The 15324-nt window shown below is 72.9% G+C and carries 13 protein-coding genes and 1 pseudogene; 9 read left to right on the top strand and 5 right to left on the bottom strand.

Annotation, left to right across the window (positions count from 1 at the left end; translation table 11 throughout):
* Positions 1-33: 33 nt before the first annotated feature.
* Both ACN28C_RS27610 and ACN28C_RS27615 read right to left on the bottom strand, forming a co-directional pair.
* A complete protein-coding gene (locus ACN28C_RS27610; protein WP_422770435.1) occupies positions 34-1569 on the bottom strand; it encodes an aldehyde dehydrogenase (NADP(+)) in 1536 nt (511 codons plus the stop codon).
* The gene (locus tag ACN28C_RS27615) at positions 1566-2813 is read right to left on the bottom strand and encodes a fumarylacetoacetate hydrolase family protein (protein ID WP_422770436.1); all 1248 of its coding nucleotides are present in this window, start codon (positions 2811-2813) and stop codon (positions 1566-1568) included. The genes ACN28C_RS27610 and ACN28C_RS27615 overlap by 4 nt, the downstream gene beginning before the upstream one ends.
* A 359-nt stretch (positions 2814-3172) precedes the next feature.
* Here ACN28C_RS27615 and ACN28C_RS27620 point away from each other — a divergent pair, with 359 nt between their 5' ends.
* The 5 genes and pseudogenes from ACN28C_RS27620 to ACN28C_RS27640 all read left to right on the top strand — a co-directional run bounded on the left by ACN28C_RS27620 (position 3173) and on the right by ACN28C_RS27640 (position 8444).
* Entirely contained in the window at positions 3173-4840 is a 1668-nt protein-coding gene (locus tag ACN28C_RS27620; protein WP_422770437.1) for a cellulose binding domain-containing protein, read from the top strand.
* A 186-nt stretch (positions 4841-5026) separates the two neighbouring features.
* Positions 5027-5212: pseudogene (locus tag ACN28C_RS27625) on the top strand (helix-turn-helix domain-containing protein); the annotation flags it as partial.
* A 30-nt stretch (positions 5213-5242) separates the two neighbouring features.
* The gene (locus tag ACN28C_RS27630) at positions 5243-5716 is read left to right on the top strand and encodes a hypothetical protein (protein ID WP_422774830.1); all 474 of its coding nucleotides are present in this window, start codon (positions 5243-5245) and stop codon (positions 5714-5716) included.
* A 170-nt stretch (positions 5717-5886) separates the two neighbouring features.
* A complete protein-coding gene (locus ACN28C_RS27635) occupies positions 5887-6780 on the top strand; it encodes an ATP-binding cassette domain-containing protein (RefSeq protein ID WP_422770438.1) in 894 nt (297 codons plus the stop codon).
* On the top strand, positions 6780-8444 hold the full coding sequence (locus ACN28C_RS27640; RefSeq protein ID WP_422770439.1) for an ABC transporter permease: 1665 nt from the start codon (positions 6780-6782) through the stop codon (positions 8442-8444). The genes ACN28C_RS27635 and ACN28C_RS27640 overlap by 1 nt, the downstream gene beginning before the upstream one ends.
* A gap of 141 nt (positions 8445-8585) precedes the next feature.
* Here ACN28C_RS27640 and ACN28C_RS27645 read toward each other — a convergent pair whose 3' ends face one another.
* A complete protein-coding gene (locus tag ACN28C_RS27645; protein WP_422770440.1) occupies positions 8586-9704 on the bottom strand; it encodes a Gfo/Idh/MocA family protein in 1119 nt (372 codons plus the stop codon).
* Positions 9674-10384, bottom strand: a complete 711-nt coding sequence (locus ACN28C_RS27650) for a ThuA domain-containing protein (RefSeq protein ID WP_422770441.1) — start codon at positions 10382-10384, stop codon at positions 9674-9676. The genes ACN28C_RS27645 and ACN28C_RS27650 overlap by 31 nt, the downstream gene beginning before the upstream one ends.
* Before the next feature lie 347 nt (positions 10385-10731).
* On the opposite strand from ACN28C_RS27650, the gene ACN28C_RS27655 reads away from it, so the two are divergent.
* The 3 genes from ACN28C_RS27655 to ACN28C_RS27665 all read left to right on the top strand — a co-directional run bounded on the left by ACN28C_RS27655 (position 10732) and on the right by ACN28C_RS27665 (position 13306).
* Positions 10732-11565: an SDR family NAD(P)-dependent oxidoreductase gene (locus ACN28C_RS27655; RefSeq protein WP_422770442.1), complete on the top strand. Its 834-nt coding sequence runs from the start codon at positions 10732-10734 to the stop codon at positions 11563-11565.
* Positions 11566-11652: 87 nt separating this feature from the next.
* The gene (locus ACN28C_RS27660) at positions 11653-12045 is read left to right on the top strand and encodes a YciI family protein (protein WP_422770443.1); all 393 of its coding nucleotides are present in this window, start codon (positions 11653-11655) and stop codon (positions 12043-12045) included.
* Positions 12046-12082: 37 nt separating this feature from the next.
* Positions 12083-13306, top strand: a complete 1224-nt coding sequence (locus ACN28C_RS27665; RefSeq protein WP_422770444.1) for an RNA polymerase sigma factor — start codon at positions 12083-12085, stop codon at positions 13304-13306.
* A 101-nt stretch (positions 13307-13407) separates the two neighbouring features.
* On the opposite strand, the gene ACN28C_RS27670 is transcribed toward ACN28C_RS27665, so the two are convergent.
* The gene (locus ACN28C_RS27670; RefSeq protein WP_422770445.1) at positions 13408-14340 is read right to left on the bottom strand and encodes a DMT family transporter; all 933 of its coding nucleotides are present in this window, start codon (positions 14338-14340) and stop codon (positions 13408-13410) included.
* Positions 14341-14415: 75 nt separating this feature from the next.
* Here ACN28C_RS27670 and ACN28C_RS27675 point away from each other — a divergent pair, with 75 nt between their 5' ends.
* Complete coding sequence (locus ACN28C_RS27675; protein WP_422770446.1) at positions 14416-15324, top strand: DMT family transporter; 909 nt, start codon at positions 14416-14418, stop codon at positions 15322-15324.

Here is a 15324-nt window from a genome sequence, read left to right on the forward strand (position 1 = left end):
AACCGAAACCGGTTGCCCACCCGGGCGAGGTGGTCAGCGGCCGGCGGGGTCGGCGGACGGGCCCGGTCGCAACCGCCCGTCCACCCGGCGCGGGATGGTGGAGAATTCGTCCCGCAGTTCCTCGGGCAGCAGCCACTCCGGGGCGTCCTGCCAGGCCAGTGGACGCAGGAAGCGGCGGATCGAGGTGGCGCCGACCGAGGTGTGCAGCGAGTTGGTGGACGGCCAGGGGCCGCCGTGATGCTGGGCCCAGGAGACGCGTACCCCGGTCGGATAGCCGTTGAAGACGATCCGACCCGAACTCGCGCCGAGGCGGTCGACCAGCCCGCGTACGACCGCCCGGTCGTCCTCGGCCGCGAGGTGGATGGAGCCGGTGAGCGAGGGTGGAACGGTCCCGAGCGCCCGGTCGAGGTCGGCGACCGCCGCGTAGCGGACCAGGACCATCAGCGGGCCGAAGCACTCGTCGGCGACGTCGGCGGAGAGGCCGGCCAGGTCGACCTCGAGCAGTGCCGGCGCCACGGCGAAGCCGTCGCCCGCGGCGATCTCGGGCCGTGCCGCGACCCGGGCACCGGCGCGTGCGAGTTCGGCCTCCCGCACGACAAAGGCGTCGCGGATCCGCTCGTTGAGCAGGACCGCGCCGCCGGCCGAGGCGACCCGGTCCCGCAGCGCCGCCACCAACCGGTCGCCGCCCGGGTCGGCGGGGACGAACGCCAGGCCGGGCTTGGTGCAGAGCTGGCCGCCGGAGCCGGTGAAGGAGCCGAAGAGGCCCTCGGCGATCTGGTCCGGACGCTCGGCGGCCGCCGCCGGCAGCACGACGATCGGGTTGATGCTGCTGAGCTCGCCGTAGAAGGGGATCGGATCGGGGCGCTCGTCGATCGCCGCCTGGATGGCCCGGGCGGCGTTGAGCGAACCGGTCAACGCGGCGGCACGGATGGCGGGATGCCGCACGAGTGCCCGGCCGGCCTCCTCGCCGTACACCAGCACCACCGTGCCGGTGGGTCCGCCCGCGCCGTCGACAGCCGCCGCGATCGCCGCCGCGGACGCCTGCGAGGTCAGCGGATGGGAGGGGTGGGCCTTCACGACCACCGGACAGCCGGCGGCGAGCGCGGAGGCGGTGTCGCCGCCGGGGACGGAGAAGGCGAACGGGAAGTTGCTGGCGCCGAAGACGGCGACCGGACCGAGCGGCACGAGCATCCGCCGCACGTCGGGAGCCGCACCGAGCGGCGTGTCGGCGGCGTGGTCGATCGCGGCTTCGACGTATCCGCCGTCGCGGAGCACCTCGCCGAACATCCGGAACTGGACGCTCGTCCGGGTGAGCTCGGCATCGAGGCGAGTCCTGGCCAGCCCGGTCTCGGACTCGGCCGCGTCGACCAGCGCGGTGCGGCGGGCCTCAAGCGAGTCGGCGACCGCGTCGAGAAGGTCGGCGCGACCGTTCCGGCCGAGGTCAGCGAGCCATTGGGTCGCCCCGATCGCCGCAGCGGCGGCCGAGTCCAGTTCCGCGTCGGTGGTCTGACGCAGATCGGTTTCGCGTTGCCGACCGTCCCTCGGGTCGACCGTGGTGACGACGTTCACAACAGTCCTCTCGTCGCAAGGTTGCGCATGAGGTCGCGTACCCCGAATGTCCAGGGTTCGCACTCCTCCGTGTGCCGGACGCGGTTGACCAGGGTGCCGAGGGCCGGGGAGGTTATCCGGACGACGTCGTCCGGCCTGTGCGTGAACCCCTCGCCCGGGTGGTCCCGGTCCTGGATCGGCGCGAACATGGTGCCGAGCATCAGAACGGCTCCATCGGGATACTGGTGGTGCGGGCCGAGCAACTGCCGCACCAGCGCCTCCGGGTCGCGCGATATCCGGGTCATCTCCGAGACCGCCTCGAGGCGGAAGCCGTCGGCTCCCTCGATGCGGAGCGCGACCTCCATCTCGCGCACCCGGCGCAGGTCGAAGCGCTCGTCGAAGAGCCGGATCAGGGGACCCAGCGCGCACGACGCGTTGTTGTCCTTGGCCTTCGGCAGCAGCAGCGCGGAGCGCCCCTCGACGTCCCGCAGGTTCACGTCGTTGCCGAGGGTCGCGCCGACGATCCGCCCGGTCGACGCGACGACGAGGGCCACCTCCGGCTCGGGGTTGTTCCAGGTCGACTCCGCGAGCACCCCGACCGGCACGGCGGTTCCGACGGCGGAGAGGACCTGCCCCTTGGTGAAGATCTCGGCGTCCGGCCCGATTCCCACCTCGAGGTACTGGCTCCAGAGGCCCTCGTCGACGAGCAGGCTCTTGAGCCGGGCGGCCTCCGGCGAGCCCGGCGCGAGGTCGCGGAGTTCGGTGCCGACGTCGACGAGCATCCGCTGGCGGATCTCCGCCGCGAGCGCCAGGTCGCCGCGGGCCCGCTCCTCGATGACCCGCTCGATCAGCGAGACCGCGAAGGTGACCCCGGCGGCCTTGAGCGCCTGGAGGTCGACCGGCGCGAGCAGCCACGGCCGGCCCCGGTCGCGTACCGCCGCGCCGGTGTTCGCGAGCAGCTCGGCGAAGCTGCCGACCCGGCGGCCGCCGAGCCCGGTGACCACCGCGGCCGGCTCCGGCAGCTCGCAGATGTCGCTGACGGTGGCGTACTCGGTGCCGATGTCGAAGACGTCGCCGTGCCGGACCAGCACCGGTGACGGTCCTCCTGCGGCGGGATCCCAGATCCGGCCGATCAGGACGCTCTCGTCGGCATCGTCCGGCAACGCGTCGACGGCGGTACCGCACCAGTTGGCGTCGGCGGCGGGCCCGGACCGGTCGGCCGGGGTGCCAGTCGTCTCGGGCGTCTCGGGCGTGGATCGGGGCACGGGCCGTCTCCCAGGTCGACGGAGGAGCGCTCGTCTCGGGGCGGATGTCGCAGAGACGGCGTCCTGCACCACGCGGGCAGGGGTGCGGCGGCCAAGGATACCGGGCGGCCCGGCCCGCGACTCCGGCGCGGCGGCCCGCCGGCCGGATGTCGACACGGCGGCGTGGCGGCGCGCTCTGCCGCCGCCGCGCCGGAAATGTTTCGGGCTCTTACCCCACGCGACGAGCTGCGGGCGGCGGCGCTCACCCTGGGCACGACATTGACATGTTTCAGCATGCTGGCCGAAACTTATCGATGTCGACATCTGTGATCTTCGATAGCTGTCGTCCCACCACCCCATCCTCGGAAGGAGAAGCCCCAGTGATCACCAGCTCGGGCCGCTCTACGATCCGCTCGACGGTCGTCGTGCTGGCGACGGCGGCGCTCGCGGTCGCCGGAACGGTGACCGTCGTAGCGAGAACCACGACCGCCGAAGCCGCCGGCAGTGTGCTGGCCGCCTCGTCCGTCGAGGACGAGGGCGCCGACTGTCCGGTACCCTCCGGCTCCTCGACCTCCAACTCCAGGCTCCCCGACCCGTTCCGGAAGATCGACGGTACGCGGATAACCAGCAAGGCCGACTGGCGGTGCCGGCGGGCCGAGACCAGGGAACTGGCGGAGCGGACCATCTACGGCCAGAAGCCCGCGAAACCGGCAACCGTCACCGGCACCGTCTCCAGCAGCAGCATCACCGTCAACGTGTCGGACCAGGGGCGCAGTTCCAGCTTCTCGGCGAGCGTCCAGTTGCCGAGCGGTTCCGGCCCCTTCCCGGCCGTCGTCGTCCTCGGCAGCCTCGGGGCGGACACCTCCACGATCAGGTCCTCCGGTGTCGCGATCATCAACTACGACCCCTTCGCCGTCGGCCGGGAGGGGACGCCGCGCAACAACAAGCAGGGCGCCTTCTACAGCGTCTACGGCTCGTCGAGCAGCACCGGGCTGCTGATGGCCTGGGCCTGGGGCGTGAGCCGGATCATCGACGTCATCGAGCAGTCCGGGGGCAACATCCTCCGGGCCGACGCGATGGGCGTCACGGGCTGCTCGCGGTACGGCAAGGGCGCCTTCGTGACCGGCGTGTTCGACCAGCGCATCGCGTTGACGATGCCGATCGAGTCGGGCAGCGGCGGCGTCGGCGCGTTTCGAGCGATCGCCTCGGAGAGCGGCGCCCAGCCGCTGAGCAGCACCTACTCGGAGCAGCCGTGGCTCGGTGACGCTTTCAGCTCCTACACCGGCAACCCGAACGGCCTGCCGGTGGACACCCACCAGATGGTGGGGATGGTCGCGCCGCGCGGCCTGTTCATCATGGACAACCCACACGTCGACTGGCTGGGTGCCAGGTCGGGGAGCGTGGCGGCGCTCGGCGGCGCGGAGGTCTACAAGGCGCTCGGTGCCGGTGACAACATCACCTACTGGTCGGACGTCCAGGACGGCACCCACTGCGCCACCAGGTCGGAGTGGCGGACGCCGCTGCAGCAGCACCTCCAGAAGTTCCTGCTGAAGACCGGCAACGCGGCAGGCACCTTCCGGATCTCCAGCCGGAAGGCCGGCAACCTGGCCGAGTGGCGGGACTGGCAGACCCCGACGCTCACCGACGGCCCGACCAACCCGCCGACCACACCCCCGACCTCCGGTCCCACGAACCCGCCGACCAACCCGCCCACCACCCCGCCGACGACGACCCCGACCACTCCGCCCCCGGCCGGTGGCGGTTGTTCGGCGTCGGTCTCGGTCAACCAGTGGACGGGTGGTTTCGTCGCCACCGTCCGGGTCACCGCCGGCTCCTCTCCGGTCAACGGCTGGACGGTCGCGATGTCGCTGCCGTCCGGGGTAAGTGTCACCAACGCGTGGAACGCCAACCGCAGCGGCAACAGCGGCGCGGTCCAGTTCACCAACGTCAGCTACAACGGCTCCATCCCGGCCGGACAGTCGACCGAGTTCGGTTTCCAGGGCACCGGCACAGGCACGGGACTGAGCCCGACCTGCACCGGCGGGTAGTTCCCCCGCTCCGGCGGCTGGTTCCGGCGCCCGACGGGCTCGACCGCACCCCGGTGCGGAGGCGGCAGTCCTCCGCACCGGGGTGCCGGCGGCCCGGGACGGGCCGGCCGGGACCGGTGGTTCGGGACCGCGGGAAGAACCCGAAAGACGTTGCGCAGGATTGAACGAGTGTTTAATGTATCGGCCATGGCATCGGCCTACGTGGTTGCCGGGGAGCGGGAGGGCGACATCGCCACCGCGGACCGGATCCGCGACGCCGCCGTCGAGCGGTTCGGCCGCGACGGCTTCCGCGCGGGACTGCGGTCGATCGCCGCCGACGCGGGCGTCACCGCCGGCCTGGTGGTGCACCACTTCCGCTCCAAGGACGGGCTGCGCCGCGCCTGCGACGACCACGTCCTGGCGGTGGTCCGCGAGCAGAAGGTTAAGGCGTTCACCGACGGCACCGCGACGATGCTGCTGGCCCAGTTGGCCGAGGTCGAGCGGTTCGCACCGCTGGTGCGCTATCTGCTGCGCAGCCTCCAGGCCGGCGGTGACCTTGCCGGTGCGCTGCTCGCCCAGATGGCGGCGGACGCCGAGGAATACCTCGCCGCCGGTGAGGCGGCCGGTGTGATCCGACCGAGCCGCGACCGGGCCGCCCGCACCCGCTATCTCACCTATCAGGCGGTGGGTGGCATGGTGCTCTGGTTCACCACGCACGAGGCGGTGGAGCCCGGTCCGTTCCAGAAGCTGTTCCGGCAGTATGTGGAGGAGATCACCCTCCCCGCCCTGGAACTCTTCACCCACGGTCTCTTCGTCGACAGGTCGATGCTCGACGACTACCTGATGTACGTCCCGGATCCGCCGTCGGCCGGAGACGCGGTCAGCGCCGCAGTGTAGTCACCACGCCCCAAACCGATCGGGGCGTGTGCGCACCATCGCCTCCGGCGACACCTTTCCCACGGACCACGGGCCCCGGACGTCGACGTGCCGGCCGGTCCGCCGTCCGTTCTCTCCTCCCCCTGCGGACCGACGGGTCCGTGGGGCTCCCTCGAACGGGGTCGACCACCATGAATGCTGCCATCCACATCCAGCGTCTCGAAAAGTCCTTCGGCCGGGTCAGGGCGCTCGACGGCCTCGACCTGCGGGTGGAGACCGGCCACGTGCACGGCTTCCTCGGCCCCAACGGCGCCGGCAAGTCCACCACGATCCGGATCCTGCTCGGGCTGCTGCGCGCCGACGCCGGCCAGGCCAGCGTGCTCGGCCACGACCCGTGGACGGAGGCGGTGCCGCTGCACCGCCGGCTCGCCTACGTCCCCGGCGACGTGGAGCTCTGGCCCAACCTCACCGGCGGCGAGGCGATCGACCTCTTCGCCCGGCTCCGCGGCGGCGCCGACCCCGTACGCCGGGACGAGCTCTGCGAGCGGTTCGACCTGGACCCGAGCAAGAAGGGCCGGACCTACTCCAAGGGCAACCGCCAGAAGGTGGCCCTGATCGCGGCGCTCGCCAGCGACGTCGAGTTGCTCCTGCTCGACGAACCCACCGCCGGGCTGGACCCGCTGATGGAAGCCGTGTTCCAGGAGTGCATCCGCGAGGTCAAGGCCGCCGGCCGGACCGTACTGCTCTCCAGCCACATCCTCGCCCAGGTCGAGGTCCTCGCCGACCAGATCTCGATCATCCGGCAGGGCCGGATCGTCGAGACCGGCTCGCTGGCCGAACTGCGTCACCTGACCCGCACCTCGGTCGAGGCGATCACCGACCGACCGGCCGAGGAGCTTGCCGGTCTCGACGGCGTGCACGACCTGCGGACCGCGAACGGCCACGTCCGCTTCGAGGTCGACGGCGAGCACCTCGGCACCGTCGTACGCCGGCTCGGCGAGCTCGGCGTGCAGGGCCTGACCGCCCGCCCGCCGACCCTCGAGCAGTTGCTGCTGCGCCACTACGGGGACCGGAGGGCGGCGTGATGACGACGGCCGCGACCACGGCCACCGGCCGTCCACCGCAGTCCGGCACCACCCGCGCCACCGTGGTCAGCGGGACCGGCACGCTCCTGCGGTTCATGCTGCGGCGCGACCGGATCCGCTTTCCCGCCTGGGTCCTCGGGCTGACCCTGATGATGATGTACTACATCGCCGCGCTGGAGGGCGTCAGCGAAGGACCGGAGGACCTGGCGGGGATGACCGCCTTCTCCGAGAGCCCGGCGGGTGCCCTCTTCGGCGGGCCCGGATTCGGCTATGACGAGCTGACCATCGAGCGCTTCCTCACCGGCCAGTACGGCCTCTACATGTACATCGGTGCCGCGCTGATGGGGTTGCTGACCGTGACCCGGCACACCCGGGCCGAGGAACGGTCCGGCCGGGCCGAACTGGTCCGGGCCAACGTCGTCGGCCGGCACGCCCAGGTCACCGCCGCGCTGCTCCTCACCGCCCTGATGGGCATTCTGGTGGCGCTGCTGGTCACGTCGGTGATGGCCGGCAACGGCTACGACCTGGCCGGATCGCTGCTCTTCGGCGCGGCCATCGGCACCTCGGCGCTCACCTTCGCGGGCATCGCCACGGTCACCGCCCAACTGTCGGAGTATCCGAGGGCGGCCGCCGGGCTGGCCGGCACCGCCCTCGGGGCCGCATTCCTGTTGCGCGGCCTGGGCGACATGGCGACGGTCCAGGGCAGCGGGCCGGGCTGGCTCTCCTGGCTCTCCCCGATCGGCTGGTCCCAGCAGACCGCGCCGTACGTGCACAACCGCTGGTGGCCACTGGCGATCTCGCTGGCGTTCGTGGCGGGCACCGCCGCCGCCGGCTACGCGCTGTCAGCGCGCCGTGACTTCGGTGCGGGCCTGATCCCGCCCCGCCCCGGTGCCCCGCGCGCCGCCGGTTGGCTTGCCGGCCCGCTCAGCCTCGCCTTCCGGCTGCAGCGGGCCAGCCTGCTCGGCTGGAGCGCGGCTCTGCTGGTCAGCGGCCTCGCCTACGGATCGTTCACCCAGCCGATACTCGACGGCTTCGCGGACGCGCCGGAGGACCTGGTGGCGGTGATGGGCGGCACCGAGGACCTGCTCGCCGGCTTCCTCGGCCTGATGGGCCTGACCATGGCGCTGACCGTGGCGATCTTCGCCGTACTCGCGGTGCACGCCCTGCGCGGCGAGGAGACCGACGGCCGCGCCGAGCCGGTACTCGCGACGGCCGTCAGCCGACGCGCCTGGATCGGCAGCCACCTCGCGGTCACCGCGGTCGGCGTACCGTGGCTGCTCTTCGTCGCCGGTCTCGGCATGGGGGTCGGCGCGGCGACGAGTACCGGGGACGCGTCCCTCCTCGGCGACCTCCTGTTGGGCCACCTGGCACACACCCCGGCGGTCTGGCTGGTCCTCGCCGTCGCCGCCGCGCTCTACGCGCTCGTCCCACGGGCGATGCCGGCCGTCTGGGTGGTCGTCGGATATGCGCTGATCGTCGGCTTCTTCGCACCGATCCTCGACATCCCCGCCGCCGCGGTACGGCTGTCGCCGTTCGAGCACATCGGCGAGTATCCGCTCGACGAGATCGACATCGGCGCCGTGCTCCTGCTGACCGTCGGAGCTGCCGCCGTCGCGCAGGTGGCGACGTTGGCGTTCCGCCGGCGCGACCTGAGCACCGCCTGATCGGGACCACCGCCCTGTCGGAAGCTGTCGGGTCGGTGTCCGGGCGCTGCGCGGATCAGCGTCCGGACGCCGGCCCGGTCAGCGCCCCAGTCGGCCCGGTCAGCGCCCCAGTCGGCCCGGTCAGCGCCCCAGTCGGCCCGGTCAGCGCCCGGTCGCCGGGGACGGCTTCCACTCCTCGACCGCCGTGCTGGGGACCGCTGCCGGCCGCTCCACCGCAGTGGTCAGCTCGATCCGCCGGCCCTCGGCCGCCGCGCGGAGCAGGGCGGTCATCGTCTCGAGCACGTGCAGCGCCAGCTCGCCGCCGGCCCGCGGCGGGCGCCGCAGGTCGGCGGTGACGAGGTCGATCAGGCCGATCCCCCGGCCACCGCCGACGTAGCCCGCCGCCGTCGGCAGGGTGCGCCATCCGGTGTCACCGAGTGTGAAGAGCCGGGACTCGCCCTCGAACTGGTTCGGATCGGGTACGGCGAGCGTGCCCTCCTCGCCGTGCACCTCGATCGGTGCGGCGGTCGTGGCGACGCCGTCGAAACTCGTCGTGATGGTGGAGAGGACGCCGCTCGCGTGCTCGAGCACGCCGGTCACGTGGCTGTCGACCTCGACCGGGATCCGCTGGCCGATGCGCGGACCCGAGCCGATGACGCGCTCGGCGCGCAGCCGGGCGGCGGCTCCGGTCACCGCGCGGACCGGCCCGAGCAGGTGGACGAGGGCGGAGATGTAGTACGGCCCCATGTCAAGCAGTGGACCGCCACCTGCGGTGTAGTAGAAGTCGGGCTGGGGGTGCCAGCGTTCGTGCCCGGGCGTGACCATCACGGCCGAGGCGGAGAGCGGGCGCCCGATGAGACCGCTGTCGATCGCGGCGCGTGCGGTCTGGACACCCGTGCCGAGGACGGTGTCCGGAGCGCAGCCCAGCCGGACGCCGGACGCCGCCGCCCGGTCGACGATCGCGCGGCCCTCCGGAAACGTGACGGCGAGCGGCTTCTCCACGTACACGTTCTTGCCCGCCCCGATCGCGGCGAGCGAGATCTCGGCGTGCGCCGCCGGAGTCGTCAGGTTGAGCACCGTCAGCACGTCCGGGCGGTCGAGCAGCCGCTCGACGCTCACCGCCTCGGCGCCGGGGAGCGCGGCGGCCACCGCGACGGCCCGGGATGCGTCGATGTCGGCCACCGCGGCGATGGTCATCCCGGGATGGTCGCCGAGGGTCCGCAGGTACGCGCGGGAGATGACACCGAGACCTACGACTCCGACGCGGTGCGGGTCGCCCACATCATCCCCCTCTCGATCACGGTGCGGACGCTGGGATGCTCCAGTACGTCGAGGCTGTGCCCCGGGGTGGTCACGACCACGCGCCCGGCGCCCCAGAGTCGGGTCCAGATCGCCGGCGAGGTGACCGGCCGGTGCCACGGGTGCCACGTCCGGGTCGGGTGGGTCGTCGTGGCCAGCACGTCGATCAGGTCGTCGTGCAGCACCCAGTACTGCTCGGTGACCAGGTCGAAGTCCTCGATCCCGGCGGTGATCGGGTGCTCGCGCCCGAGGTCGGTGATCTGCACGGTGTGCGGCAGGAAGTTGTCCTCCTCGCCGCCGCCGCGCTCGCACGGCTCCCTGCCCGGATGCGTGGCGAACTGGCCGCCCACCAGGTGCAGGTAGTCGGAGGAGGCCCGGAACGAGTCCGCGATGCCGCCATGCCAGCCGGTGAAGCCGGTGCCGGCGACGACTGCGGCGCTGAGCCCCGCGAGTTCTTCGGCGCTGATCTGCGACATCGTCACGCACTGCAGGACGAGGTCGGTGCCGGCCATCTCGGCGGCGTCGGCGTAGATCTCCGTCGACTCCTCGACCCGTACGGCGTAGCCGCTGCCCTCGAGGATCGGGATGAACAGCTCCGTCGCCTCGACCGGCCGGTGCCCCTCCCAGCCGCCGCGAACCACCAGCGCCCTGCGCTGCGCCATGTCGCTCCTCTCCCGGCCCGCCGCCGACGTGGGGGCGACCCTCCGCCCCGACCCGAGACTCGGCACGCTCGTGACGCAGCCAACGTGTCACCGGCGCGCACGCTCTTCGATCATGGAAACCGTACCTCGCCTCCGTACCCCGCCTCCGTGCGGCGCCGGCAGCGGCGGAGCGTCGGGACGAGCGCGGCACGACTACCGTCGGCACCGACGCGATGCCTGACTCCCCTGCGAGATCCGCGACGCTGCCTGACTTTCGTGCCGGATCGGTGACACTCCCGTACGGGGATCGGCGACCGAACATCCCACCTGGGGGCCACGTGACGACGATGTCGGGCAGGACCTGTCTGGTGACCGGCGCCACCAGTGGCATCGGCAGGGAGACCGCCGCCGGGCTGGCCGTCCTCGGCGCCACCGTCGTCATCGTCGCCCGTGACGCGGCACGTGCTGCGACGGCGTGCGACGAGATCCGCCGGCGGGTACCGGACGCCCGGGTCGAGGCGCTGACCGCGGACCTGGCGAGCCTGGCCGAGGTACGCCGACTGGCCGGCGAGGTCCAGGCCCGGCACGACCGGCTAGACGTGCTGGTGAACAACGCCGGCATCATCGCGATGCGCCGCCGGCTGACCGCCGACGGGCTGGAGAGCACCTTCGCGACCAACCACCTGGCGCCGTTCCTGTTGACGAACCTGCTGCGCGGGCTGCTGGAACGCAGTGCTCCCGCCCGGGTCGTCACGGTCTCGTCCGCCGCGCACAAGCAGGTCCGGACGATCCCCTGGGACGACCTGGCCCAGGGCACGCAGGATGGGCAGGCACAGGCCTATCCCCTCTCGAAGCTGCTGAACGTCCTCTTCACCGTCGAGCTGGCCAAGCGCCTGGCCGGCACCGGGGTAACCGCCAACTGTCTGCATCCCGGCTTCGCGCGTACCGCGCTCGGCCGGGACGTCACCGGGCCGCTCGGCGCGGCGGTGCGACTCGTCCTGCGCTTCCAGCCCGGACCCGCGACCGGGGCCAGGACGTCGCTGTACCTTGCCAGCTCTCCCGAGGTCGCCGAGGTGACCGGCGGCTACTTCGTCAGGTGCAAGCCGGCCGAGCCGGGCCCGCTGGCCGGGGACGCCGCAGCCGCCGTACGGTTGTGGACAATCAGCGAAGAGCTGACCGGCACGAAGCCGGGGCCGGAGTGACCCACGGTCCGTGTCGACATCGGCGGGGCCGCACCGACGTTCCCGTCGAGCGACGGAACGGCCGTCGTCCGACCGAGGGTGATCCCGATGAAGTACGTAATCATGATCCACTCGAACCCACAGCCGTGGGGGCATCCCACCAGCGACTACCTCGCCGCGCACCAGGCGCTCCCCGCCGAGACGCGCAAGCGGCTGGGCGAGGAGTTCGAGCAGGTGATGTCCGAACTCCACACCAACGGCGAGTTGGTCGGCGGCGAGGCACTCGGCGACCCGGCCGCCGCCCGGCTGTACCGGTGGCGGGACGGCGCCCCACTGGCCAGCGACGGCCCGTACTCGGAGGCGAAGGAACACCTCGCCGGCTTCTTCCTCGTCGACGTCGAGAGCCAGGCCCGCGCGGAAGAGGTCGCCGCCCGCTTCGCCGGCCCGGACGAGACGGTCGAACTGCGACCGCTGATGTGGCCCGGCGGCGACGATCAGTAGCGGTCCCGCCGGCCCGGGGCGGCCGAGCCTCGCGGACGTGTGGCGTCGGGAGGCGCCACACGTCCGCGCCGCGCTGCTGCGCAGGTACGGCGATCTGGGCGACTGCGACGACGCGGTCCAGGACGCCGCGGAGGCCGCCGCCGCGCAGTGGCGCACCGGGCTACCGGACGACCCGCGGGCGTGGCTGATCCGGGTCGCGTCGCGGCGCCTGATCGACCGGGTCCGCGCGGACTCGGCCCGCACCCGCCGGGAGTCGCTGGACGCCGCACGCCGGCCGGGTCATGCCGGCGTCGCCCCGGCCGCCGACGAGGCGTCGGAACCCGAGGTGGACGACACCCTCCGGCTCTTCCTCCTCTGCTGCCACCCGGTCCTGAGCCGGCCGTCACAGGTGGCGCTGAGCCTGCGCGCGGTGGCCGGCCTGAGCGTGGAGCAGATCGCGGCGGCATACCTGGTGCCGGCTCGCACGATGAGCCAGCGCCTGAGCCGGGCCCGGGCGTCGCTGCGGGAGGCGGGCGCGCGGTTCGCGATGCCCGGCGAGCGGGAGCTGCCGGCCCGGGTCGCCGCCGTCCTCGACGTGTGTCACCTGATCTTCACCGAAGGCTACACGCGGACCTCCGGCGAGTCGCTGGTCGACGTCACGCTCGCCGAGGAGGCGATCCGGCTCACCCGCCAGGTGCACGCCGCGCTGCCCGACCACGACGAGGTGACCGGTGCCCTGGCGCTGATGCTGCTCACCCACGCACGGTCGCCGGCCCGGACCGACCCCGACGGCGAACTCGTGCCCCTGGCCGAGCAGGACCGCTCGCTCTGGCGACCCGAACTGATCGCGGAGGGCGTCACGCTGCTCGAACGGACCCTTCCCCGGGGCCACGTGGGCCGCTACCAACTCCAGGCCGCGATCGCCGCCGTCCATGCCGAGGCCGGCGGTTACGAGGAGACCGACTGGCTACAGATCAGCATCCTCTACGACATGCTGAGCCGGGTCGCTCCCGGCCCGACCGTGACGCTCAACCACGCCATCGCCATCGCCATGGCCCACGGAGCGACGACCGGCCTGGCCGTGCTCGATCCGCTACTGGCCGACCCCGCCATGGCGCGGCACCACCGGCTGCACGCCGTCCGCGCTCACCTGCTCGAACGTGCCGGCGAGCCGGAGGCCGCGGCGGAGCACTACCGCCGGGCCGCGCGGTTGGCCGCGAGCCTGCCGGAGCAGCGCTATCTCAATCGGCGACTCGCCCGGCTGGGCGACACCTCCGGGTAGGCGGCTCCTGATCCCGTCCGGCCGGCCGTGACCGGGGACCGGCGGCGTCCGTGCCGGTGGAAGCCACCTGACGTCCGCGGCCGGCAACGGGTCCGGCCCGGCTACGACCCCGACCGGCGCTCCTCCTGGTGCGCCTCCACGGTCGCGTCGTCCGGGGTCGGCCGGCCCGTCGTGTGGTGTGCCCCCGTCACCAACGAGGAGGAGGCCAGCACGAACACGCCGACGGTCATCACGGCCAGGCCGAGCGCCTGCACCGCCACCGCCGCCGGGGTCACCACCAGGGTGCCGCCGAGCAGGCTCAGTCCGATGGCGATCCCGGCCAGGGGCTCGGTGGCGGCGAGCGGCGGATACGACGCCGGCAGCGGCGCGAGCTTGTAGGCGCTCTGCGCGAGCAGGGTGCCGGCCACCGCGGTGCCCACCACCGCGTACGTCGGCCAGGTGGTGAGCAACGCGAGCAGCCCGTCCCGGCCGAACCGGCTGACGGCCATGCTGGTGAGGCCCGACTGGAGGGCGAAGAGCATGCCCGCGCCCGCACCCAGCACCGGCGCCTCGCTGTTTGGCCGCAGCCGGCGGGCGATCAGGACGAGTCCTGCCGTGATCGCCGCGACGGTGCCGCCGGTGAGCAGCCAGCGTGGCACGGACCCGTCGCTGTCCACCCCGTTCTCGCCGGGACTCGGCCGACCGGCCACCATGAAGGCGGCGAGACCGGCGATCACGGCCACTGCGCCGAGCCACTCACGCCGGTGCAGCGAGCGCCGGTTCCACCGGGCGGCGAGCGGCAACGCGAAGATCAGCCTGGCCACGAGCAGCGGTTGCACCAGCGCCACCCCGCCCATGCCGAGTGCCGAGCCGGCGAAGAGGTTGCCGATCAGGGCGGTGGCCACACCCACCAGCCACAGCGGCTGCCGGACGAGATACCAGAGCAGCGACAGGTGCAGGACGCTCTCGTCCGGCGCCTCTGCGGCGACCCGCTGCTGCACGCTGGCGCCCACACCGAACAGCGCCGCCGCGACGAGCGCCAGAAGGTAGGCCACCAGCGAGGCTACCCGGCCGCCCCGGGGGCCAAACCCGGCGAGGATTGCCGGCCGGCTCGCCGGGAATATCCGACGGTGCTCATCGCCATCGCCGCATCGCTGGCGGCCGGAGCGTGCTTCGCGCTCGCCGGGGTCCTGCAACAGCACGAGGCCAGCGCCCGGCCGAGTGAGGAGGGGATGCGGCTCCGCCTGCTGCTGGCGCTGGCCCGACGCAGGCTGTGGCTCGTCGGGCTCGGTTTCGCCGTGCTTTCGTACGGCTTCCAGATGCTGGCCCTCGCCCATGGCCCGCTGATCCTGGTACAGCCGCTGATCACCACCGAACTCGTCTTCGCGATCCCGCTGGCGGCCCGGTTGCGGGGCTGCCGCATCGGCGTGCGGGAGTGGTCGGGAGGGATCGCCGTGGCGGTGGGACTGGCTGTGGCGCTCGCCGCCGCCAGACCGCGCGGTGGGGCACCGATGGCGACCACCGGCGGCTGGCTGCTGACCATCGGGATCGTCGCCGCCCTGGCCGCCGGGGCGCTGGCCGGGGCCCGGACCGTCTCCGGCAGCCCCAAAGCCTCGTTGATCGCGCTCGCGGCCGGCCTGACCATGGGAACCCAGTCCGCCCTGCTGGACATCACCGTGCACCGGATCGGCGAGGGGGCGGGCGCGCTGTTCGGCGCGTGGCAGACGTACCTGTTGGTGGTGGCCAGCATTGGCGGCCTGCTCCTGATCCAGAGCGCCTACCAGGCCGGCCCGCTCGCCGCGAGTGCGCCGGTCATCGACGCGGTGGAACCGGCGGTTGCCGTGGTCATCGGCGTCGCGCTGTTCGGGGAGTCGGTGCGGACCGGCTGGCTGGCCGGCACCGCCGCCGGCGCGGGTGTACTGCTGCTGCTCGCCGGGATCGTGCTGCTGGACACCTCGCCCAGGCTCGCCGCGTTGCACGAGCGGGAGAAGGCCGCCCGTCCCGGGTCCGCCGAGCACGCCGGCCCCGCCCCGGGGTGA

The sequence above is a fragment of the Plantactinospora sp. WMMC1484 genome (genome assembly GCF_049315195.1).
In the GTDB taxonomy this organism is placed as follows: domain Bacteria; phylum Actinomycetota; class Actinomycetes; order Mycobacteriales; family Micromonosporaceae; genus Plantactinospora.